Source organism: Cronobacter condimenti 1330, from assembly GCF_001277255.1.
Classification (GTDB): domain Bacteria; phylum Pseudomonadota; class Gammaproteobacteria; order Enterobacterales; family Enterobacteriaceae; genus Cronobacter; species Cronobacter condimenti.
In genome coordinates this window covers 3213266-3236538 of record NZ_CP012264.1, presented here as the reverse complement: position 1 = coordinate 3236538, position 23273 = coordinate 3213266, and the positions used below count along the sequence as shown (strand labels likewise).

The following is a 23273-nucleotide window of genomic DNA, read 5'->3' as shown; positions in this document are numbered from 1 at the left end:
CGTTTATTCACGTTTACGTTGCCTGAACCGTCGGGCGGGCGCCGTTCCTGTTTTATCGACCCGGGGCCAAACCATGAATAAAAAGAGCGTCACCTACCTCTTTTTAATACCGCTTATTCTGTTTTTCTATGCCGTCTGGCAGAACTGGCGCGTCAGTACCGTCGTGGATCGCGCGGACTATGAGTCGCATATCGTCGCGACCGCGAACCAATCGCCGCAGGCGACGCTCCCGTACCGCCATGACGGGCAGGAGACAGAAATGCCCGCCACGCAAGCGCGCGAGCTGGCGCAGCAATATCTCACAGAGAACCGTGACTGGATTAGCGCGGCGGATATTGAACAGTTTCTGGCGCGCGGCGGCATGCTGTTTACGCTCATCAGCCTGCTGATTAACGCTGGCGCGGTAGGGTTATGCCGTTTTTGCGTCATGCAGGGGCAGCGTTCTCAAAGCGCGTTATTGAGGGCGTTCTGGCTGTGCCGTCTGCTACTGCCTTTTATTATGGCCGCGCAGCTGTTGGTTGGTGCGGTTTATCAGTTCAGTATTCTTTTTTACGAAATCGTCTGGGCTGCGGTTACCTTTAAGCCGAAAATCAGCCCCGTTATGATTGGTCTCTATCTTCTGATTATCGCAGCCGTTGTGCTCTGGGTGTTCTGGCACATATTGATGGTCACTGCGAAATGCTTCGCGCTGTTCCGCCCGGTGCCGAAGCCGGTGATGGGCCATCGCGTGAGTCGCCGCGAAGCGCCTGCGCTCTGGCAGGCGGTGGATGCGCTGGCACGCGGCCCCGGCGCTGTCGTGCCGGAGAATATCGTGGTGGGGCTCACCGATAACTTCTACGTCACCGCCAGCCCGCTGCTGCTGAATACCGGCGAAACGGTCACCGGGCAGACGCTATATTTTCCGCTCACCTGGGCGGCGTTGCTGAGCCCGGAGGAGATGACGGCGGTCGTTGGCCACGAGCTGGGGCACTTCTCGGGTAAAGACACCGAATTCAGCCAGCGCTTTTTGCCGCTCTATGATGGTTTCAGTCGCAGCCTTGATGTATTGGATCCTAAAGAAGGCAAAAAGCCCTACGTGGGGGTGGTTGAATTACGCACCGCGCTGTACAGCGCGCACTATTTCCTCGAACAGTTCCACAGTATGGTGATGATGTGGCGCCAGCGCCGCGAGCACGCGGCCGATGAAGCGGGCGCGCAAGCCAGTTCGCCGCAGGCGCTCTCATCGGCGCTGCTGCGTATTGTGGCGCTGAGCGGCCCGGTGGAGGCGTATCTGAACGAGGTTTACCGGGCGAAAGTCCAGACCGATAACGTCGTGACCTCGCTGCTCGCGCACCTCAGCGGCCATCCGCTGCCGGACCCGCGCGAGCACCTCGAAAACGAAACCTCGCACCCGTACGATTCCCATCCATCCTGCCGCGCACGTATCGAGGCGCTGGGCTGCTCTGTCGAACTGTCGGCAATCCAGGCATCTCGTCCAGTCAGCGTGCAAAGCTATGCACACCTTCATACGCTGTTTGCCGATGTCGATGGACTGGCCCGCGCGCTGACTGCAGCCCTTACCGGGCAGGTTACCGAGCACCGCAACGCGTGGCGAGATGAGTTAAAAACCGTTGTAGAAGGTGCGTCGGGTGAAAAAGCGATCTACAGCCGCAGCCGGATCTCACGCGGCGGAATTCTGACTATCGTCACGTTTGTCTCGCTGATAGTAGCCTTTCATACCGGTCGTGAATGGGATTACCCGCCCGGCAAGCGTGAGTTTACTGCGCTTATCCTCACGCTGGTGTTTGTCTATTTCTGCTGGCTTGGCGTTCGCAGCGTGCTGCGTTACTGGCGCGCCAGCAAAGAGCCTATCATGATCCTGACGCCGCAAAGCCTGATTTTCAGCGAGCTCACCGAACCGGTGCCGCTTTCCGCGCTGACCGGCTATCAGTTCTTCCTCACGAAAAACGATATGCTGATAGAACTTGAATACAAAGAAGGCTACCAGCCTCCGCCGCTGGCTGGCTCGCGCTTTCGGGCGTATCGCCATGTGGATAAAAAAGCGCGCCAGATGCTGCTGGATGTGAGCGGCAAACTGCGTGATGCCGACAATAAACCAGTTTCGCAAGAACAACTGATGGAGCTGGTGGAATTGTACTTCCATGCGCCCGCCGCCCAGGCGGAACTCCATACGATGCAATAACCCACCGGCCCCGTCAGAGGGCTGTGGTTAAGGCGCCTGTCGGTGAACAGGCGCGTTTCACCGCGGGGGAAGGCCCCCGCAGTCTATGGATGAACAAGGAAACGACGTAACGATGAACAGGAAGCATCTCGCTTATCTTTTTCTGGTGCCGCTGCTGGTGGCCTGCTATGCCGTCTGGCAGCACTGGCGCGTTAGCGACATTCTGGAGAGCGTCGACAGCTCGAACCACCTGATTCAGGTGGCGAGCGACGCGATGAAAAAGGACCCGAAAGCGATCATTGAATTTGAGAGCGATGGGAAAAACTATCGCGTTCCTGCCGCTGAAGTCATTGAGAGCGAGCGGAGCGTGCAGAACGAATACGCCGGGCAGATCATGCTGGCGCGCGCCCAGGGCGGGCTTGCGTCATTCGCAGTCGGCCTTGGGCTGCTGTGTATTGTGCTCAATGCCGGTGCCATTGCGCTGTGTCGTCGTAGCGTGATGATAGCGAAACGCTCACAGGATGATCTTGTGCAGGCATTCGATAAATGCCGCAAGCTGCTGCCGTGGCTGATGGTAGCGCAAATTGTCTGCTGTGGTCTGGCGCTGTTCGCGGTCGTCGGGTATGAGACTCTCTGGTTCGCCACGCACTTTAAGATGAACGCCGGCGGCATCAAAGTGATGCTGCTCGCGCTGCTGGTGCTGTTCGGTATTCTGTGGGTGCTTTATAAAAGCCTCGGCAGCATTCGCCGCTGCTTCGCGCTGTTCCAGCCGGAGCCGAATCACGTTGTCGGCCATAACCTGACGCGCGAGCAGGCGCCTGCGCTGTGGAGCATGGTGGAATCGCTCGCGCAGAAAACCGGCGCTATCGTGCCGGATAATATTGTGGTCGGGATGCTCGAAGGGTTTTACGTTACCGCCAACAATGTCCAGCTCGAGGATGGCCCGCTGCTGACCGGGCAGACGCTTTACTTCCCGCTCACCTGGGCGGCGCTGCTGGATAAAGACGAAACGTGTGCGGTTATCGGCCATGAGCTTGGCCACTTCGCGGGCCAGGATACGCAGTACAGCCTGCGCTTCGCGCCGCTCTACGCGGGGATCACTAACAGTATCCACACGATGGGCGAAAACCAGCAAAACGCGCCGTTTATCGATCACGTCGTGCTCTATCCGTCGCTCTACATGGGCATCTATTTTATTGAGCAGTTGCATGAGACGGTGAGCCACTGGAGCCGTATCCGCGAACATGCTGCCGATGAAATGGGCGCGCGCGCCAGCTCGCCTGCGGCGCTCGCCTCGTCGCTGGTCCGTATCTCCGCCATGAGCGAACCGCTCGACAATGCGCTGGAAGATTTCTTTAACGGCAAGCCAGGCTTTGAGGATCTGGTCGCTGCGCTGGTGGCGCGTGTGCGCGAAGAGGGCTTTGGCGATCCGCAGCGTTACCTGGAGCATAAAGCCGCGCACCCGACCGACAGCCATCCGCCGTCACGTTCACGTATCGATGCGCTCGGCTGCGCGATTGATGACACGCTGATTAGCCATGCCACGCGCCCGGCGCCACAGGATCCGTGGGAAAACCTGCGTCTGTGGTTCGCACAGCCTGAGGCTCTCTCAGGACAGATGACTGGCGAGCTGGCCGGAAAAGTGGCGACGCATCGCGAAGAGTTCCGCCGTGAACTGGAAGAAGTGGTGCAGCAGTCCGGTGAGGCAGTGACGCTCTACAGCGGTAAAAAGGTCTTCTTCGTGGGCGGTATTCTGGCGGTGGTGCTGTTTATCGCGACGGTAGTCATGCTGCAAATCGTTAATCCGTCCAATATGCAGGGTGTCACCGACGGGAAAATTGTCGCCATTGCGCTTGGCACCGGGCTTATTGGCCTGTTGACCTGTTACGTGCTCTGGCAGCAGTGGCAGAAACGTGAGATCCCGTTCCTGTCGATGACGGCGGATGCGCTGCACTGTCGTCAGTTTACGGCGGGTATTCCGCTGAACGCGATTGAGGATTTCTCGCTACAGACTGCGAACGATACGACCACAGTCACGCTGTTTTACCGCGAAGGGTTCGAGCCGCCGCAGGCGGTTGGCGGCCGCTGGAAAAACTTCACCCGTGTGAAGCGCAGTAAACGTAAGCTGGTGTTTGTCTTTATCGGCGGGCTGCGCGAAGGGGACAGCCGAACGGCTTATTCGGCAGCAATGCTGGCGGAGCTGCTGGCGCGTAACCTGAACGCTATTCACGCACGCGACGCGCTGTCGCGGTTCTGATAAGCGAAAACGCGGCTTTCGGGCCGCGTTTTTTATTCCAGTGCCTGCAACAGCAGTAGATCGATAAGCATGACCAGATTGGATTCAAACGAGGTAATGCCCGCCGCTTCGGCCGAATAATGAATCGCCTCGTCATAAAGCGGAAAATGCAGGCCAGAAAGGGCCGCCAGCGGGTTGGCCGATGCACGCGTAAACGCCACGACATCCATACCGACATTGCTGGCGATACGTGCTTTATCGAGCACCTGTTCGGTTTCGCCGCTGCGTGATACCGCAATAAAGACTTCATAGCGCGCCGCATTGCTGAGAAAAATATTACGGCTGTCACCGGGGCCTGAAATAAACGCGGTCTTACCGAGCACCTGTAATTTTTTGGTCAGATACTCCGCAAACAGATACGAAAACCCCGCCCCATAAAGAAAAAACCGCTCTTTCTCGCGCAGTAGCTGGCTGAACGCCGCGATTTTCTCAGCAGTCACCCAGCGAAAACTCTGCTGATAGTTAGCGATAAAACGGTCAAATAGCACGGGCATTGCCGCGGGCGCGGCGTCAGGTTCAATGGCAATGTGCGGCGTGTCAGTAAGCAGTTGCTTACAGTGCCAGATAAGCTCGCTGTAGCCGCTAAAGCCAAGCTTATGGCACAGCCGCATGATGGTGGCGGTGGAGACAAACGTCTCCTGCGCCAGTTCGCGCACCGTGATATTCCCCACCCGCAGCGGATGGGCGGTCAGGTGGGAAAGCACACGATACTCGGCGCGGGTTAGCGACTCTCCGCGGGTCAATAGCGGCGCGAGGCGGCTGTCCATCGCTTACGCAGGCTCGACAGGCAGATCCTGGCGGCCTCCCCATTCACTCCAGGATCCGTCATAAATCGTCACGTCGTTTGCGCCAAGCGTGGCGAGCGCAAGCGTCACGATTGCCGCCGTCACGCCGGAGCCGCAGCTTGCGATAATGGGGCGATGTAAATCGACGCCCTGGCGCGCGAAAACCTCATGCAGTTCGTCGGTGGTTTTCAACTGACCTTTGACGACCAGATCGGTCCACGGCACGTTAAGCGCGCCAGGGATATGGCCGCGTCTGAGTCCTGGACGCGGTTCGTCGGCCTCGGCGTTAAAGCGCGCTGCCGGGCGCGCGTCCACAATCTGCGCGGTTTGCTCATGGCTTGCCAGCAGCACGTCGGTCAGACGTTTAATGTGTGTCTCGTCGAGTTTCGCGTCGAATTCGCCTTCAGGTAAGTCAACCGCGCCTTCCTGTAAAGGAAACCCGTCACGCTGCCATTCGGCGAGGCCACCGGCCAGAATCGAGACGTTCTGCACGCCGAACGCGCGCAGCATCCACCAGGCGCGTGGCGCTGAAAAGAGGTTGCCCTCGTCGTAAACAATCAGGTGCTTATCGTGGTTAACGCCGAGCTCGCGCATCGCGACGGCGAAGGCTTCCGGGCGCGGCATCATATGGGGCAGGGGAGTGGCGTGATCGGAAAGCGCCTCGATATCGAAAAAGCACGCGCCGGGCAGGTGGCCCGCACGGTATTCCTCGGCCATATTGCGCAGATGTTCCTGGCCCGCAGGCGCCATCCGGGCATCGAGGATCTGAATCTCCGGGTCGTCGATATGCTCTGCAAGCCAGTGGCTCGCGACAAAATAGGATGTGGACATGGCGTTCTCCGTATCATCGCTGGGAAACGGATTGTCAGCGGTTTTCCGCCTGACCACAAGCCATCATTATTGATGTCGCGAGCGGGCTCCAGGTTACGACACCGCTTCTCCGTTCACCCAGGCTTTTTGCAGCGCCGGCCAGTAGTCGCGGTTCGCCTCGATCATGTCATCAAGGATAGCTTTGGCGTGCTGCATCGTGGGTACAGTACGGTTAAGTGTAAACGCCTGTAGCGCTTTTTCGTAACTGCCTTCAAGCGTCGCTTCGACAAGCAGCTGTTCCGAGGCGAGCTGTTGCATCAGCAGCGTCTGGTGGAACAGCGGCACCGCGCCCATGCGCACCGGCTCCGGGCCTGCGGCGGTAATGTATGCCGGCACTTCCACCATTGCGTCATAAGGCAGGTTAGCGATAGCGCCTTTGTTCTCGACAATCACCAGATGACGCTGGCGTAAATCGAAGGCCAGCGAGCAGGCGACATCCACGATAAATGCCCCGTGTACGCCCACATGAAAGGCATCCGGCAGGATACCGGTACGCTTGTACTCTTCCGCCGCCGCGAACAGTTTCTTCTCGCGCCCGTTCATCACCTCGTTGGCGCGGGTGTAGTCCGGGTCCTGATGTTCAACGATATCGTTCGGCATCAGGTAGTACTGTAAATACGGGTTCGGCAGGTAATCCGGGAAGTGATCCATGATGGGTTTGATGTTGCGCCAGGTTTTTACCCAGGACGGATCGGAGTGTTGCGGGTCGGTTTGCGCGGCGTCTTCGGTCAGCAGACCAAATTTCGCGATATGCCGACGCAGCGCGGGCAGTTTATCCTCGCCATCGACCCGCACACGTGTAAACCAGCCAAAGTGGTTCAGTCCGAAGTAATCCACTTCAAGCTTATGTCTGTCGACCCCAAGGATCGCGCCCATATTACGCATAGCGGCGACGGGCATATCGCAAATGTTCAGCACGCGCGCGGTCGGGCGCAGGCGACGCACGCCTTCGGCCACAATCGCTGCCGGGTTGGAATAGTTCACAATCCAGGCGTTGTTGTCGGCGTAACGCTCGACCATATCGATAAGCTCAACCATGGGCAAAATGGTACGCAGACCATATGCCAGGCCACCGGGGCCGCACGTCTCCTGACCCACCACGCCATGGCGCAGCGGGATTTTTTCATCCTGTTCGCGCATTTTGTACTGGCCGACACGCATCTGGGCGAAAACAAAATGCGCCCCACTGAATGCGATTTCCGGGTCGCTGGTGGTGGTGAATTTAATGGTCTGGCTGTGATCGCGAATGACTTTCTCGACCACCGGCGCGATGGTTTCCTGGCGCGCGCTGTCGATATCGTAGAGGCGAATTTCGGCAAGCGGGAAATCGCTTAAGCGCACCATCAGGCTTTTTACGATACCTGGCGTATAAGTGCTGCCGCCACCGGCGATAGATAAAATAAAGGGAGGTTTCAACATCATCAGCTCCTGTCAGAGAAACATTTCGACGGCTTCACGCATTTTTTTCACATGCAGCCCATAGACCACCTGAACGTTATTGCCCTGTTTGATGACCGCTTTCGCGCCTGTGGCTTTCAGTCGGGGTTCATCAATAACGTCAACGTTATGTACCGTGACGCGCAGACGGGTGTAACAGTTGTCCACCACGTCAATATTGGCGCGGCCGCCCAGCCCTTCGATAATCGCTTCGCCGAGGCCGTCGTTACCGCCTTTCGCCTGGTACTCTTGTTTGCTGTAGAGGCGCGTCTCCTGATCGTCATCTTCGCGCCCAGGCGTTTTCATGTTGAAGCGCAAGATGAGGAAGCGGAACACGGTGAAATAGATAACCGCCATGATGAGCCCCACCAGCAGGTACATCGGCCAGTTCGATTTCTCGGTGCCGAGCGGCAGGTTATAGAGAATGAAATCGATAATGCCGTTAGCGCCGATGGCGTGAACATCCAGCAGATAAAACAGCATCATGCCGATGCCGGTCAGCACCGCGTGCACCACAAACAGCAGCGGGGCGATAAAGAGAAAAGAGAATTCAATAGGTTCTGTGACGCCCACCAGCAGAGAGGTCAGTGCGGCCGGGATGAGAATGGCTTTGGCGGCAGCTTTGCGTTCTGGCTTCGCGGTCATATACATCGCGAGCGCGGCGGCGGGCAGACCAAACATTTTGCTAATGCCGCGCGCATCCCAGACCACCGTCGGGCTGAGCTGTTTAACGGACGGGCAGGCCATTTCAGCGAAGTAAATATTACGCGCGCCCTGATAGACCGTTCCGCAGACATCCTGCGTGCCGCCAAGTTCGGTATAAAGAAACGGCGTATAGACCAGATGATGCAGGCCGGTCGGCACCAGAATACGTTCAAGGAAGCCATATACCGCGACGCCAAAAGGCCCGGCGCCTTTGATAGCGAGCGCCATCGCGCTGATGCCGTGCTGCGCGAAAGGCCAGAGCTCGCTCATGATAACGCCGAGCACCATCGATACCGGCAGCATAATGATTGCAACAAAACAGTGCCCGGAGTAAATCGCCATCGCGCCGGAGAACTGTACGCCGGAATAGCGGTTGTAGAACCAGCCTGCGAGCGCGCCGGTCAGGATGCCCGCAAATACGCCCATCTCCAGCACCTGTACGCCAAGCACCATGCTTTGCCCTGCGGCGCGCATCTGGTCGGCAGGGGCCAGCTCCCCTTGCAGTTGTAAGGTCACACTCATGGCGTTGATAAATACAATAAACGTCACAAGACCAATCAGCGCCGCGTAGCCTTTGTCGCGCGAGGCAAGGCCAATAGGAATGCCGACCGCGAACACCAGCGCCAGGTTTGCCAGCACCGAGACCGCCGATTTAGCAATAAGCTGACCGGTATGCTGCAAGGCGGGGTGGCCAAGAAAGGGTAAATAGTCCGCCAGACTGCCGTTACCCAGCACATTACCGAAGGCGATAAAAAGGCCAACTATCGGCAATATCAGGACGGGTCCGTAAAGGGACTTGCCAAAATTTTGTAGGGCGTTTACGGCATATTTCATTTAGCTCTCTCTTTTTTATCGTCTGGCTAAACAACTTGATGCGCAGGGGCATGGCTCAAAGGTAGCAACCGGGTTGCTCAACAATCCAGTTATCTGATTGTTTTAAAAACAAATAACCCAAAAGGTAACATGTAACGTTGTAGGCTGTGATCGCGGTAACATCCGGGGAAAGAAGAGGGTGGGGGCAGCGTTTTACAGGCTATTGCAGCGAATTTGCAATGCATCCTTCGCTATTTATTTTTGGTGGTTTTTGTTGTCACCGCTTTTAAGCATAATAGCCGCCGTTACCGGAAAACGACGGCCACTACGGCCAGGGAAAATTATGAAATCATTGCGTCTGGCTGTCATTGCGACAGCATTACTGGCGTCTTTCACTCTCGGCGGGTGCGACGACAAGGAAAGTGCTTCCGCCGATTCATCCGCACCTGCGGCCCAAAGCAGCGCCGCAGCGCCACAGGCGAAGCCTCAGGCCGCGGACTTGCAAAAACAGGCGCAACAGAGCGCCGGCAAGCCGCTCAAACTGCTTGATGCCTCCGAGGTCCAGCTCGACGGCGCCAGCACGCTGGTGTTGACCTTCTCCGTGCCGCTTGATCCCAACCAGGATTTTGGCCGCGTCGTACACCTTGTCGACAAAAAAGACGGCAAAGTCGATGGCGCCTGGGAACTCGCGCCGAACTTAAAAGAGCTGCGTCTGCGCCACCTTGAGCCTAACCGCGAACTGGTGCTGAGCGTGGATCGCGAACTACTGGCGCTGAATAAAGCGTCCTTCGGCATGGCGTATGAGAAAGGCCTGACCACGCGCGATATCGCGCCGAGCGTCGGTTTCGCCAGCCGTGGCTCGCTGCTGCCGACTAAAGTCGTGCAGGGGTTGCCGGTAATGGCGCTTAACATCTCAAGTGTTGACGTGAACTTCTACCGGGTGAAACCGGAGTCGCTGGCGGCAATGGTGAGCCAGTGGGAATACCGCAATTCCCTCAGCAACTGGGAGTCCGATCAGCTGCTGAAAATGGCAGATCTCGTCTATACCGGACGTTTTGATCTCAATCCGGCCCGCAATACCCGTGAAAAATTGCTGCTGCCGTTAAGCGACATTAAGCCGCTGCAACAGCCGGGTGTTTATTTGGCCGTGATGAACCAGGCGGGGCACTACAACTACAGTAATGCCGCGACGCTCTTTACGCTGAGCGATGTCGGCCTGTCGCTGCACCGTTACCACGATCGCATGGATATTTTCACGCAGAGTCTGGAGAACGGCGCGGCGCAAAGTGGCGTTGAAGTGCGTCTGCTAAACGACAAAGGGCAAACGCTCGCCGAAGCGACCAGCGACAGCACCGGTCATGCGCGTCTCGACACACCGAAAGAGGCGGCGCTGGTACTGGCCCGCAAGGGCGAGCAGACGACCATGCTCGATCTCAACCTTCCGGCGCTCGATCTGGCCGAGTTTGATACTGGCGGCGAGCGCGGTTACAGCAAACAGTTCTTTATGTTCGGCCCGCGCGATCTCTATCGTCCTGGTGAAACGGTTATCGTCAATGGTCTGCTGCGTGATAGCGACGGCAAACCGCTCACGGCGCAGCCAGTGAAATTCGAAGTGGTACGTCCCGACGGGCAGGTGGCCCGGACACAAGTGGTGGAGCCGAACAATGGCCTCTACCAGCTCACCTGGCAGCTTGATGCACAAGCCGCGACCGGCCAGTGGGTGATCCGCGCCAACACGGGCGACAACCAGAACCGTAACTGGCTGTTCCATGTGGAAGACTTTATGCCTGAGCGTATGGCGCTCAACCTTAACGTGCAGAAAACGCCGCTGGCGCCTGCCGATACGGTGAATTTCGGCATTGAAGGCCACTATCTCTACGGCGCGCCTGCCGCAGGCAACGGTCTGCAGGGCCAGCTCTATCTGCGCCCGCTGCGTGACGCGGTGCCGCAATTACCGGGCTTCCAGTTTGGTAATATCGCTGAAGAAAACCTCTCCCGCAGTCTCGATGAAGTGCAACTGAATCTTGACGACGCGGGTGTGGCGCAGGTCTCTACCGAAAGCCAGTGGCAGGATGTCCGTTCTCCGCTGCGGTTGATTTTGCAGGCAAGCCTGCTGGAATCGGGCGGTCGTCCGGTAACCCGTCGCGCGGAACAGGCCATCTGGCCTGCCGATGCGCTGGTAGGTATTCGCCCGCAGTTTGGCGAAAAAGCGGTGTATGACTACCGCACCGACGACATGGTTAATCAGCCGATGGTTGATGAAAACGGCAACGCCGGTTTTGACATCGTTTATGCCAACGCGCAGGGCGAAAAAGTCGCCGTGAAGGGGCTGAAAGTCCGTCTGGTGCGCGAGCGTCGCGACTACTACTGGAACTGGTCAGACTCTGAAGGCTGGCTGTCGCAGTTCGATCAAAAAGATCTGGTGGAAGCCGAGCAGACTATCGATCTCGCGGCGGGCGAAACTGGCAAAGTGACCTTCCCGGTAGAATGGGGTTCTTATCGCCTCGAAGTTGTTTCGCCGGACGATCTCATCAGCAGCATGCGCTTCTGGGCAGGTTATAGCTGGCAGGATAACAGCGACGGCGCCAGCGCGCCGCGCCCGGATCGCGTGACGCTGAAAATCGACAAACCCTTCTATCAGCCGGGCGATACCATCAAGCTGCACATTGCCGCGCCTGCCGCAGGCAAAGGTTATGCGATGGTGGAATCCTCAGAAGGCCCGCTGTGGTGGCAGGAAATTGACGTGCCGGAGAAAGGGCTTGATCTGGAGATCCCGGTCGATAAAGCCTGGAAACGTCACGATCTTTATCTCAGCACACTGGTCGTTCGCCCTGGCGATAAATCCCGCTCCGCCACGCAAAAACGCGCGGTCGGCCTGCTGCATCTGCCGATGGGCGATGAAAACCGCCGCCTGAATCTGACCCTTGAAACGCCAACGAAAATGCGCCCGGACAGCACGCTGTCGGTGAAAGTGAAAGCCAGCGTGAAAAACGGCGAGCTGCCGAAGCAGATCAACGTACTGGTCTCGGCAGTGGACAGCGGCGTGCTGAATATTACCGATTATGTAACGCCCGATCCGTGGCGTGGCTTCTTTGGCAAGAAACGCTACGGCGCGGATATTTATGATATCTACGGCCAGGTGATTGAAGGCCAGGGGCGTCTTGCGGCGCTGCGTTTTGGTGGTGATGGCGATGAGCTTAACCGCGGCGGCAAACCGCCGGTAAATCATGTCACCATCATTGCCGAGCAGGCCGTGCCGGTGCAGTTGAACGACCAGGGCGAAGGCACGATCACGCTGCCTGTCGGCGACTTTAACGGTGAGCTTCGCGTTATGGCGCAGGCCTGGAGCGACGACCGCTTTGGCAGCGGCGAAAGCAAAGTTATCGTAGCCGCGCCGGTGATTGCTGAAATGAGCACGCCGCGCTTCCTGGCGGGCGGCGACAGCGCGCGTCTGGCGCTTGACGTCACCAATCTGACGGAGCAGCCGCAGCAGCTTACGGTCTCATTTAGTGAAAGTGGGCTGGTGAGCCAGCACGATCATTATCCTGTGCCGGTCGCGCTGAAAGCGGGTGAACGCACCACGCTGTTCGTTCAGGTATATGCGCATGAAGGCTACGGTGACGGAACGGTTCAGGCGCAGATAACCGGCCTGTCGCTGCCGGGCGAGCGCTTCGCGCCGCTCAAACGCGAATGGAAAATCGGCGTACGTCCAGCCTACCCTGCGCAAACTGTTAACAGCGGCGCGATGCTGCGCCCAGGCGAGATCTGGAGTGTTCCGACAACGCATCTGCAAGGGCTTAACGCCTCAACCCTTCAGGGCCGTCTGCTGCTGAGCGGCCGTCCGCCGCTCAATATCGCCCGCTATATCGAAGAACTGCGCGCTTACCCTTACGGCTGCCTTGAGCAGACAACCAGCGGCCTCTTCCCGTCGCTTTACACCAGCGCCGCGCAGCTTAAAGCGCTCGGTATTAAAGGCGACACCGATGAACAGCGCCGTGCGGCGGTGGATATCGGCATTGCACGACTGCTGGAGATGCAGCGAGAAGAAGGCGGTTTCGGTCTGTGGGATAAAGAGAGTCCGGAAGAGTACTGGGCGACCGCCTATGTGACCGATTTCCTGGTGCGTGCTGGCGAGCAGGGTTACAGCGTGCCTGCGGACGCGCTGAATAAAGCGAATACGCGCCTGCTGCGCTATTTGCAGGATCCGGGCACCATCGCGCTGCGCTACAGCGACAATAATGCGGCTTCTCGTTTTGCAGTGCAGGCATATGCCGGACTGGTATTGGCTCGCCAGCAGAAAGCGCCGCTCGGCGCGCTGCGTGACGCCTGGGAACACCGCGCGCAAGCGGGCAGCGGTCTGCCGCTCGTGCAACTGGGTGTGGCACTGAAACTGATGGGCGATGCGCCGCGCAGTAAAGCCGCGCTGGATCTGGGCGTGAAAACCGGGCGTGCGCACAATCTCGGCTGGCTTGGCGACTACGGCAGCGATCTGCGTGACGAGGCGCTGAAACTGAGCCTGCTGCAGGAATATAACCTGCAGGCCGACCAGCAGAACACGCTGCTGTCTGCACTCTCTGATGAGGCGTACGGCCAGCGCTGGCTCTCCACCCAGGAGAGCAACGCACTCTTCCTCGCGGGCCGCAATCTGGTCAGCCAGCCGGGCACCTGGCAGGCGCAAACCACGCTGGCGGGCCAGTTTATGAGTGGCGACAAAGCGCAGAGTGTGGCGCTGGATGCCGATCAGCTTGGCGCGCTGCAGGTGACCAACACGGCGCAAACCCCACTGTGGGTACGTCTGGATAGTCAGGGATATCCGAATGCGGCGCCTCAGCCATCAAGCAATGTGCTGCATATTGAGCGTCACTATCTCAACAGTCAGGGCGAGAAGGTGTCGCTCTCCAGCCTGAAGAGCGGCGAGCTGGTGCTGGTGTGGCTTGACGTCTGGGCCGACAAAACGGTACCTGACGCGCTGGTGGTCGATTTACTCCCGGCCGGGCTGGAACTGGAAAACCAGAACCTCGCTAACGCCAGCGCCAGCCTTAGCAGCAGCGCCGGTGAAGCAAGCGATCTCATCAGCCGGATGCAACAAATGGATATTCAGCATATGGAGTTCCGCGATGATCGTTTCGTTGCGGCCTTGCCGGTTAACGCCGGGATGAACGCCACGCTGGTTTACATGGCGCGTGCGGTGACGCCGGGTACGTATAAAGTGCCTGCGCCGCAAGTGGAGTCCATGTATGTACCGCAGTGGCGTGCAACCGGTGCGACGATCCCTGAGTTGACTATCTTCCCTGACAGGTGAGTTGTGAGTAAAAGCCTGTTTAAAAGGCGCCGCCGCTGGATAATTCTGGCGGCGGCGCCGCTTTTATTGTGCGCTGCGTTGTGGCTTGCCGATAAGATCTGGCCGCTGCCCTTGAGCGAAGTGCAGCCAGCACGTGTGGTGGTGGCCCAGGACGGCACGCCGTTGTGGCGCTTCGCCGACAGCGAGGGCATCTGGCGCTATCCGGTGACTATCGATGAGGTGTCGCCGCGCTATCTTGAGGCGCTGTTAAATTACGAAGATCGCTGGTTCTGGCGCCACCCCGGCATCAACCCGCTCGCTATCCTGCGAGCGGCCTGGCAGGACGTACGGTCTGGCTCGGTTGTCTCCGGCGGTAGCACGCTTACCATGCAGGTCGCGCGTCTGCTCGACCCGCATTCGCGCACTTTCGGTGGCAAGCTGCGCCAGGTCTGGCGGGCCATGCAGCTTGAATGGCATCTTTCTAAAGCTGAAATCCTGACGCTTTACCTGAACCGTGCGCCGTTTGGCGGCACGCTGCAGGGGGTGGGTGCGGCAAGCTGGGTCTATCTTGGCAAGCCTCCCTCACGGCTAAGTTACTCCGATGCGGCGTTGCTGGCCGTGCTGCCGCAGGCGCCAAGCCGCTTGCGCCCTGACCGCTGGCCGGATCGCGCGCAGGCCGCTCGCGACAAAGTGCTGCGTCGGATGGCGACGCAGGGCGTCTGGACTGACAAGCAGGTCGCAGAGTCGCTGGAAGAGCCTGTCTGGCTGGCACCGCGTCAGATGCCGCAGCTTGCGCCGCTACTGTCACGACGTCTGGTGACGCAGCGTCATGACACTAAAATCACCACGACGCTTGATGCCGCGCTGCAACGGCAGCTTGAAGACCTTGCGCTGAACTGGAAAGGACGGTTGCCGGCGCGTACGTCGCTTGCCATCCTGGTGGTCGATCACACCACGATGGAGGTGCGCGGCTGGGTAGGCTCGGCGGATATTAACGACGACGCCCGCTTTGGCCATGTCGACATGGTGACGGCGATCCGCTCGCCAGGCTCAGTGTTAAAACCGTTTGTCTACGGACTGGCGCTGGATGAAGGCCTTATCCATCCGGCCTCGCTGCTTCAGGATGTGCCGCGCCGCTTCGGCGACTACCGGCCCGGTAATTTTGACAGCGGTTTTAACGGCCCGGTCAGCATGAGTGAGGCGCTGGTGCGTTCGTTGAATCTTCCGGCGGTGCAGGTTCTTGAAGCCTACGGACCGAAGCGTTTTACAGCGCAGTTACGTAATGTCGGCCTGACGCTGCGCTTCCCGCCAACAGCGCAGCCGAGCCTTGCAGTGATTCTGGGCGGCGCCGGGGCGAGGCTTGATGAAATTGTGGCGGCTTATAGCGCCTTTGCCCGTCATGGCCAGGCGGCGAAGCTGCGGGTTGTGAAAGGCGATCCGCTGGTAGAGCGGCCGCTGATGTCGCCGGGCGCGGCGTGGATTATTCGGCGTATCCTTGCAGGCGAGGCGCAGCCGCTGCCGGATGGCTCGCTCCCTCAGGTTGTGCCGCTCGCCTGGAAAACCGGCACCAGTTACGGTTACCGCGATGCCTGGGCGGTGGGGGTGACGTCGCGCTATCTGATTGGCGTCTGGACCGGGCGTCCGGATGCGACGCCGGTTGCCGGTCAGTTTGGCTTTGCCAGTGCCGTGCCGGTGCTCAATCAGGTCAATAATCTGTTGCAGGCGGGGGCGGCTTCGGCAGTACAGCAGGCGCGCCAGCCGGTCGATCCGCGTCCGGCGTCGGTTTCCGCAGGTACTATCTGCTGGCCGGGCGGGCAACACTTGCCCGCGGGCGACAGCAACTGTCGGCGCAGACTGTCGACATGGCTTCTGGACAACAGCGAACCGCCAACGCTGCTGGCGGAAGGGCAGGAGGGGAGCCGTGGTATTCAGTTCCCGCTGTGGCTGAATGAGAAAGGCGAGCGGGTCGCGGCCGATTGTCCGCATGTGGCCGAAAGCCGGTTGCTGCTCTGGCCGCTTCCCCTGGAGCCATGGTTGCCGCCTGGCGAACGGCGTGCCGCGCGTCTGCCGCCGGTCTCCGCCAACTGTCCGCCAGTGCACCAGCAGGATCTGGTGCCGCTATTGCTCACCGGCGTGCGTGACGGCGCCGTACTGAAACGCCTGCCAGGACAGGCGGCGTTGTCGTTGCCGCTACGAAGCCAGGGCGGTGGTGGTCGTCACTGGTGGTTCCTGAATGGCGAACCGCTGGAAAAAGAAGGTGACAGCGTGACGCTCACTTTCACCGACAGCGGCGATTATCAGGTCTTGCTAATGGACGAGGCGGGGCAGGTCGCGACCGTACAGTTCCGCGTGGAATAAGCGAAGACGCGTAAAAAGCACGCTTTCGACATTAAGTGTTGCCAAAGGTAATATTATTTTAAAAAAATGTTACTCCTAACCGTAGGCAAGGATAGCGTTGCTCATTATAATCGGCGCCAATTCTAAAACTCGCCTGTCGGGCAAACAGAACAACTTACAGAGGTTATCATGGCAATTGAGCGTACTTTTTCCATCATCAAGCCGAACGCCGTCGCTAAAAACGTTATCGGTAGCATTTTCGCGCGTTTTGAATCTGCGGGATTCAAAATCGTTGGCACCAAAATGCTGCACTTGTCTGTTGAACAGGCGCGTGGTTTCTACGCTGAGCACGAAGGCAAACCGTTCTTCGACGGCCTGGTGGAATTCATGACTTCTGGTCCGATCGTGGTTTCCGTTCTGGAAAGCGAAAATGCGGTTCAGCGTCACCGCGATCTGCTGGGTGCTACCAACCCGGCTAACGCGCTGGCAGGCACCCTGCGCGCTGACTACGCGGACAGCTTCACCGAAAACGGCACCCACGGTTCCGATTCTGTTGAATCCGCTAACCGCGAAATCGCGTATTTCTTCGGCGAAGGCGAAATTTGCCCGCGTACGCGCTAATTAGCGAAACGGCAAAGCGACATTTACATTTTATTTTCATGTTGTCGCTTTAAGCCGTGGCATCACTGCCATAGAATTTGTACAATGCTGCGCCCCGGATGAGCCTGCTCTTGCCGGGGCGTCTTCTTTTCTTCAACCCTCCAGAGGCCGTAACGTGTAACAACGAGGCCAGGATCGAATATGTCTGAACAAATTGTCACGCCTGAGACTGACTCAGCAGCGCCTGCTATTAAATCTGAAAAAATTAACCTCCTCGATCTGAACCGCCATGAAATGCGCGAGTTCTTCAAAACGATGGGTGAAAAGCCGTTTCGTGCCGATCAGGTGATGAAATGGATGTATCACTATTGCTGCGATGATTTCGATGAGATGACCGATATCAACAAAGTGCTGCGCGGTAAGCTCAAGGAAGTGGCGGAAATCCGGGCGCCGGAAGTGGTCGAAGAGCAGCGCTCTTCTGACGGCACGATCAAATGGGCCATTGCGGTCGGCGATCAGCGTGTTGAAACCGTATATATCCCGGAAGATGACCGCGCAACGCTGTGCGTTTCTTCTCAGGTAGGCTGCGCGCTGGAATGTAAGTTCTGCTCCACCGCGCAACAGGGTTTTAACCGTAACCTGCGCGTATCGGAAATTATCGGCCAGGTGTGGCGCGCGGCGAAAATCATCGGAGCGGCGAAAGTAACCGGTCAGCGTCCTATCACGAACGTGGTCATGATGGGCATGGGCGAACCGCTCCTGAACCTGACGAACGTCGTTCCGGCGATGGAAATTATGCTCGACGATTTCGGCTTTGGGCTTTCCAAACGCCGCGTGACGCTTTCAACCTCCGGCGTTGTGCCGGCGCTGGACAAGCTTGGCGATATGATTGACGTGGCGCTGGCTATTTCGCTGCACGCCCCGAACGATGAAATTCGCGATGAGATTGTGCCTATCAACAAAAAGTACAACATCGAGACGTTCCTCGCTGCCGTGCGTCGTTATATCGGTAAATCCAACGCCAACCAGGGCCGTGTGACCATCGAATACGTAATGCTGGATCACGTGAACGATGGCACCGAGCATGCGCACCAGCTTGCGGAACTGCTGAAAGATACGCCGTGCAAGATCAACCTGATCCCGTGGAACCCCTTCCCGGGCGCGCCGTATGGTCGCAGCTCCAACAGCCGTATCGATCGCTTCTCTAAAGTGCTGATGAGCTACGGTTTCACCACCATCGTGCGTAAAACGCGCGGCGATGATATTGATGCAGCCTGCGGACAGCTGGCGGGCGATGTGATTGACCGTACCAAACGCACCATGCGCAAGCGCATGCAGGGTGAACCTATCGCCGTTAAGGCCGTCTGACGGGCTGCGTAAGCCTGTAGGGTCACGCTATTCGGCTATAGCGTGACCAGTTCTGGCGCAGGCGCAGCGATTGCTGCGTAAAGAAGCGTTCGTGGTGAATAATTACGGTGCGTTTCTCTGCGCTTTGAGGCAGTATGTAGCGTCGCAACAACATGTTAGCAGGGGCTTTCTGGCTTATCTGGCGCCACTTAACAGACACCGGATAAAAAGCTGACTATGGTTAACTAATGTTTCTGGTTACCGTTGGCGGTTTTGTAGCGTCTGACGCGTTAAAATACAGAAATGCATACGGAAGGCGCGGCAATATGCGCGTCGGATGAGAATGATTTCGCGGTATGGGCAGACAGGACAGCGAAACGTTGCCTGATTCCTGCCGGTGCCAGGTTCCTCAATGAAAACAGTACCAGCAGTTGTAGCTAATGAATACTGAAGCCACTCACGAAGAAAATGCATCACATACCACGGGTGAGCGTCTGCGCCTTGCCCGTGAACAACTGGGACTCAGCCAACAGGTTGTGGCGGAACGTTTATGCCTGAAGGTGTCGACTGTCCGTGACATCGAAGAAGACAATGCGCCTGCGGACCTGGCCTCTACTTTTTTGCGCGGCTACATCCGTTCTTACGCACGCCTGGTGCACGTCCCGGAAGAAGAACTGCTTCCGATGCTCGCCAAACAGGCGCCGGTGAGAACCGCTCAGGTCTCGTCGATGCAAACCTACGCGCTCGGCAAAAGCCGTAAAAAACGCGATGGCTGGCTGATGGGCTTTACCTGGATTGTGCTTTTTGTCGTCGTAAGCCTCACGGGCGTGTGGTGGTGGCAAAACCATAAAGCGCAGCAGGAAGAGATCAGCACGATGGCGGATCAATCCAGCGCAGAGTTGAGCCAGAACGCCGCTAACAGCCCGCAATCCGTTCCGTTGAATACGGATACCCCCGCTGACGCGTCGCAGGAGCAAGCGACGCCGCCGGCGGATCTGCCTGCTGGCGATGCGCAGGCCACTGCCGCGAACACGCCGCAGCCGACGCCGATGCCTTCGCCGAATGCGGCGAGCCAGCAACCGGTTGTTGTACCGCCGAGCCAGGCGAACACCGACACGGCGGCGCAGCAACAGAATGCCGCGCAAAGCCAACTGCCGGTAGGCCAGGCATCAACGGCGCCTGCGTCAGACGCCAATGTGCTGGTCATGAATTTCACCGCTGATTGCTGGCTTGAAGTGACGGACGCGACCGGTAAGAAATTATTCAGCGGTCTGCAACGTAAAGATACTAATCTGAATCTGTCCGGTGAGGCGCCGTACCGTCTCAAAATTGGCGCGCCGTCGGCAGTGCAGATTCAGTACCAGGGCAAGCCGGTGGATTTGAGCCGTTTTATCAGAACTAACCAGGTTGCACGTCTGACCCTCAATGCCGAACAATCAGTAACGCAGTAACAGACGGGCAATGAGGGAGATTTGTCATGCATAATGAAGCGCCCATTCAGCGTAGAAAATCTAAACGGATATACGTCGGTAACGTCCCCATCGGCGATGGTGCACCTATCGCCGTCCAGTCGATGACCAACACTCGCACGACGGATGTCGAAGCGACGGTTAATCAAATCAAAGCGCTGGAGCGCGTAGGCGCGGATATCGTTCGCGTCTCGGTACCAACGATGGATGCCGCAGAGGCGTTTCGTCTTATCAAACAGCAGGTCAACGTACCCCTGGTCGCGGATATTCACTTCGACTACCGCATCGCCCTGAAAGTGGCGGAGTACGGCGTCGACTGCCTGCGTATTAACCCTGGCAATATCGGTAACGAAGAGCGTATCCGCTCTGTCGTGGATTGCGCGCGCGATAAAAACATTCCGATCCGCATCGGTGTCAACGCCGGATCGCTTGAGAAAGATCTTCAGGAAAAATATGGCGAGCCGACGCCGCAGGCGCTACTGGAATCTGCGATGCGTCATGTCGATCATCTGGATCGTCTCAACTTCGATCAGTTTAAGGTGAGCGTAAAAGCCTCGGATGTGTTCCTTGCAGTAGAGTCGTATCGTCTGCTGGCGAAGCAGATCGATCAGCCGTTGCATTTAGGGATAACCGAAGCAGGTGGTGCTCGCGCCGGGGCCGTAAAATCGGCGATCGGTTTGGGGCTTCTGCTTTCGGAAGGGATTGGCGATACGCTGCGTATTTCGCTTGCAGCCGATCCTGTCGAAGAGATCAAAGTCGGTTTCGATATCCTGAAATCGCTGCGCATTCGTTCACGCGGCATCAACTTTATTGCCTGCCCGACCTGCTCTCGTCAGGAGTTTGACGTAATAGGCACGGTAAATGCGCTGGAGCAGCGGCTGGAAGATATTATCACTCCGATGGATGTTTCGATCATCGGCTGTGTGGTCAATGGTCCCGGCGAAGCGCTGGTTTCGACGCTCGGGGTTACCGGCGGCAATAAGAAAAGCGGCTTTTATGAAGAAGGCGTGCGTAAAGATCGTCTCGATAACGACGACATGATAACGCAGCTTGAAGCTCGCATCCGTGCCAAGGCGTCGATGCTGGATGAGAGCCGTCGCATCACCGTGCAGCAGCTGGAAAAATAACGCAAACGTGGGAAGCGGCGTGCTTCCCGTGTATGATTGAACCCGCAAACCGCCCCAGCCACACCGGCGCGGTCTGTTTCGGGTTCATTTTTTGTATAGAAAAAGAGAATAAACGTGGCAAAAAACATTCAAGCCATCCGCGGCATGAACGATTACCTGCCGGGCGATACCGCCATCTGGCAGCGCATTGAAGGCACACTTAAGCAGGTGCTCGGCAGCTACGGTTACAGTGAAATCCGTTTGCCGATTGTAGAGCAGACCCCGTTATTCAAACGCGCAATCGGTGAAGTAACCGACGTGGTTGAAAAAGAGATGTATACCTTTGAGGACCGCAATGGCGATAGCCTGACGCTGCGCCCTGAAGGCACTGCGGGCTGCGTGCGCGCTGGCATCGAACATGGTCTGCTGTACAATCAGGAACAACGTTTGTGGTACATCGGGCCGATGTTCCGCCACGAACGCCCTCAGAAGGGCCGGTATCGTCAGTTCCATCAGTTAGGTGTCGAAGTTTTTGGTCTTCAGGGCCCGGATATCGATGCGGAAATGATCCTGCTGACCGCGCGCTGGTGGCGTGCGCTGGGCATCGCCGAGCACGTTTCGCTGGAGCTGAACTCCATCGGCTCGCTGGATGCTCGCGCTAACTACCGCGATGCGCTGGTGGCCTTCCTTGAGCAGCATGTCGATAAACTTGACGAAGACTGCAAACGCCGCATGTATTCGAACCCGCTGCGCGTGTTGGATTCTAAAAATCCGGACGTTCAGGCGCTCTTAAACGACGCGCCGAAACTTGGCGACTACCTGGATGACGACTCCCGCGAACATTTTGCCGGTCTTTGCGCGTTTCTGGACGATGCCGGTATCGCTTATACCGTTAACCAGCGTCTTGTGCGCGGTCTCGACTATTACAACCGCACCGTGTTTGAGTGGGTGACGACAAGCCTTGGCTCACAGGGCACCGTATGCGCAGGTGGCCGTTACGATGGTCTCGTTGAGCAATTAGGTGGACGCGCAACGCCGGCGGTAGGCTTCGCGATGGGGCTTGAGCGCCTCGTTTTACTCGTTCAGGCGGTGAATCCGGAATTTACGGCAGATCCTGTTGTCGATATATACCTGATTGCGTCTGGCAACGGTGCGCAGTCGGCGGCGATGCAGCTGGCTGAGCAGGTTCGCGATGCGCTGCCGGGTTGCAAGCTGATGACCAACTATGGCGGCGGCAACTTTAAGAAACAATTCGCCCGTGCAGATAAGTGGGGCGCACGCATTGCGCTGGTGCTGGGCGAAGATGAAGTCGCCAACCGCCAGGTTGTGGTGAAAGATTTGCGCTCAGGTGAGCAACAGGCCCTCGCGCAGAGCGAACTGGCCGCGCACTTGCAGACGCTGCTGGGCTGATTTCCCGGCGAAATATCGTTAAGGAGAAGGACTGCGTGGAAATTTACGAGAACGAAAACGAGCAGCTCAATGCGGTAAAGCGTTTCTTTGCTGAAAACGGCAAAGCGCTGGCGGTGGGTGTAGTTTTAGGGATTGGTGCGCTGGTTGGCTGGCGTTTCTGGAACGGCTCGCAGGTCGATTCCGCCCGTGAAACGTCGCTGAACTATCAGACGGTCATGACAACCGTTCGCGCTGACGATCCGAAAACCCTGAACGCCGCAGAGCAGTTCGTTTCGCAGAATAAAAACACCTACGGTGCGCTGGCCTCGCTTGAGCTGGCGCAGCGTTATGTAGATAAAAACGATCTCAATAAAGCCGCGCAGCAGTTGCAGCAGGGCCTTGAGAACGCGAAGGACGAGAATCTGCGCTCGCTGATTAACCTGCGCCTGGCGCGCATTCAAATCCAGCAGAAGCAGGCGGACGCCGCGCTGAAAACGCTGGAAAACGTGAAAGGCGACAACTGGTCGGCGATGGTGGCTGACCTGCGTGGCGACGCGATGCTTAGAAAAGGCGATAAGCAGGGCGCGCGCGATGCCTGGAGCAAAGGAGTGAATGATAAAAATTCTCCGGCGCTTGGCGATATGATGCAGATGAAAATCAATAACTTGTCCATCTGA

General features: G+C 57.8%; 14 protein-coding genes. 10 read left to right on the top strand and 4 right to left on the bottom strand.

What is annotated here, in order from left to right:
- Positions 1–73: 73 nt before the first annotated feature.
- Complete coding sequence (locus AFK62_RS14760) at positions 74–2182, top strand: M48 family metallopeptidase (protein ID WP_007664155.1); 2109 nt, start codon at positions 74–76, stop codon at positions 2180–2182.
- Between the two features lie 112 nt (positions 2183–2294).
- Complete coding sequence (locus tag AFK62_RS14755; protein ID WP_007664154.1) at positions 2295–4418, top strand: M48 family metallopeptidase; 2124 nt, start codon at positions 2295–2297, stop codon at positions 4416–4418.
- Positions 4419–4450: 32 nt separating this feature from the next.
- Here the strand turns inward: AFK62_RS14755 and AFK62_RS14750 are convergent, their stop codons facing one another.
- The 4 genes from AFK62_RS14750 to AFK62_RS14735 all read right to left on the bottom strand — a co-directional run bounded on the left by AFK62_RS14750 (position 4451) and on the right by AFK62_RS14735 (position 9088).
- Positions 4451–5224: a MurR/RpiR family transcriptional regulator gene (locus tag AFK62_RS14750; RefSeq protein ID WP_007664153.1), complete on the bottom strand. Its 774-nt coding sequence runs from the start codon at positions 5222–5224 to the stop codon at positions 4451–4453.
- 3 nt (positions 5225–5227) lie between these two features.
- Complete coding sequence (sseA, locus tag AFK62_RS14745) at positions 5228–6073, bottom strand: 3-mercaptopyruvate sulfurtransferase (protein ID WP_007664152.1); 846 nt, start codon at positions 6071–6073, stop codon at positions 5228–5230.
- A gap of 93 nt (positions 6074–6166) precedes the next feature.
- Positions 6167–7531: a 6-phospho-alpha-glucosidase gene (locus AFK62_RS14740; protein WP_007664145.1), complete on the bottom strand. Its 1365-nt coding sequence runs from the start codon at positions 7529–7531 to the stop codon at positions 6167–6169.
- Between the two features lie 12 nt (positions 7532–7543).
- Positions 7544–9088: a PTS transporter subunit EIIC gene (locus tag AFK62_RS14735; RefSeq protein ID WP_032983885.1), complete on the bottom strand. Its 1545-nt coding sequence runs from the start codon at positions 9086–9088 to the stop codon at positions 7544–7546.
- A gap of 322 nt (positions 9089–9410) precedes the next feature.
- Here AFK62_RS14735 and AFK62_RS14730 point away from each other — a divergent pair, with 322 nt between their 5' ends.
- From AFK62_RS14730 to AFK62_RS14695, 8 genes are all read left to right on the top strand, one after another.
- Positions 9411–14369: an alpha-2-macroglobulin family protein gene (locus AFK62_RS14730; RefSeq protein WP_007664141.1), complete on the top strand. Its 4959-nt coding sequence runs from the start codon at positions 9411–9413 to the stop codon at positions 14367–14369.
- A gap of 3 nt (positions 14370–14372) precedes the next feature.
- The gene (pbpC, locus tag AFK62_RS14725) at positions 14373–16706 is read left to right on the top strand and encodes a peptidoglycan glycosyltransferase PbpC (protein WP_007664139.1); all 2334 of its coding nucleotides are present in this window, start codon (positions 14373–14375) and stop codon (positions 16704–16706) included.
- 168 nt (positions 16707–16874) lie between these two features.
- Positions 16875–17306 (top strand): nucleoside-diphosphate kinase, encoded by a 432-nt coding sequence (ndk, locus tag AFK62_RS14720; protein ID WP_007664135.1) that lies wholly within the window; start codon positions 16875–16877, stop codon positions 17304–17306.
- Between the two features lie 180 nt (positions 17307–17486).
- Complete coding sequence (locus tag AFK62_RS14715) at positions 17487–18653, top strand: bifunctional tRNA (adenosine(37)-C2)-methyltransferase TrmG/ribosomal RNA large subunit methyltransferase RlmN (protein ID WP_007664133.1); 1167 nt, start codon at positions 17487–17489, stop codon at positions 18651–18653.
- A 419-nt stretch (positions 18654–19072) separates the two neighbouring features.
- Positions 19073–20083: a cytoskeleton protein RodZ gene (gene rodZ / locus AFK62_RS14710; protein ID WP_007664130.1), complete on the top strand. Its 1011-nt coding sequence runs from the start codon at positions 19073–19075 to the stop codon at positions 20081–20083.
- Between the two features lie 26 nt (positions 20084–20109).
- The gene (gene ispG, locus AFK62_RS14705; protein ID WP_007664129.1) at positions 20110–21228 is read left to right on the top strand and encodes a flavodoxin-dependent (E)-4-hydroxy-3-methylbut-2-enyl-diphosphate synthase; all 1119 of its coding nucleotides are present in this window, start codon (positions 20110–20112) and stop codon (positions 21226–21228) included.
- A 114-nt stretch (positions 21229–21342) separates the two neighbouring features.
- Entirely contained in the window at positions 21343–22617 is a 1275-nt protein-coding gene (gene hisS, locus AFK62_RS14700; RefSeq protein WP_007664128.1) for a histidine--tRNA ligase, read from the top strand.
- 35 nt (positions 22618–22652) lie between these two features.
- On the top strand, positions 22653–23273 hold the full coding sequence (locus tag AFK62_RS14695) for a YfgM family protein (protein ID WP_053532007.1): 621 nt from the start codon (positions 22653–22655) through the stop codon (positions 23271–23273).

Bases quoted from the DNA above. Each gene is read 5' to 3' on its own strand.
- AFK62_RS14715 (WP_007664133.1), top strand. From the start codon at position 17,487: ATGTCTGAACAAATTGTCACGCCTGAGACTGACTCAGCAGCGCCTGCT.
- ispG (WP_007664129.1), top strand. From the start codon at position 20,110: ATGCATAATGAAGCGCCCATTCAGCGTAGAAAATCTAAACGGATATAC.
- rodZ (WP_007664130.1), top strand. From the start codon at position 19,073: ATGAATACTGAAGCCACTCACGAAGAAAATGCATCACATACCACGGGT.
- AFK62_RS14750 (WP_007664153.1), bottom strand. From the start codon at position 5,224: ATGGACAGCCGCCTCGCGCCGCTATTGACCCGCGGAGAGTCGCTAACC.
- AFK62_RS14760 (WP_007664155.1), top strand. From the start codon at position 74: ATGAATAAAAAGAGCGTCACCTACCTCTTTTTAATACCGCTTATTCTG.
- sseA (WP_007664152.1), bottom strand. From the start codon at position 6,073: ATGTCCACATCCTATTTTGTCGCGAGCCACTGGCTTGCAGAGCATATC.
- AFK62_RS14740 (WP_007664145.1), bottom strand. From the start codon at position 7,531: ATGTTGAAACCTCCCTTTATTTTATCTATCGCCGGTGGCGGCAGCACT.
- AFK62_RS14730 (WP_007664141.1), top strand. From the start codon at position 9,411: ATGAAATCATTGCGTCTGGCTGTCATTGCGACAGCATTACTGGCGTCT.
- ndk (WP_007664135.1), top strand. From the start codon at position 16,875: ATGGCAATTGAGCGTACTTTTTCCATCATCAAGCCGAACGCCGTCGCT.
- AFK62_RS14755 (WP_007664154.1), top strand. From the start codon at position 2,295: ATGAACAGGAAGCATCTCGCTTATCTTTTTCTGGTGCCGCTGCTGGTG.
- AFK62_RS14735 (WP_032983885.1), bottom strand. From the start codon at position 9,088: ATGAAATATGCCGTAAACGCCCTACAAAATTTTGGCAAGTCCCTTTAC.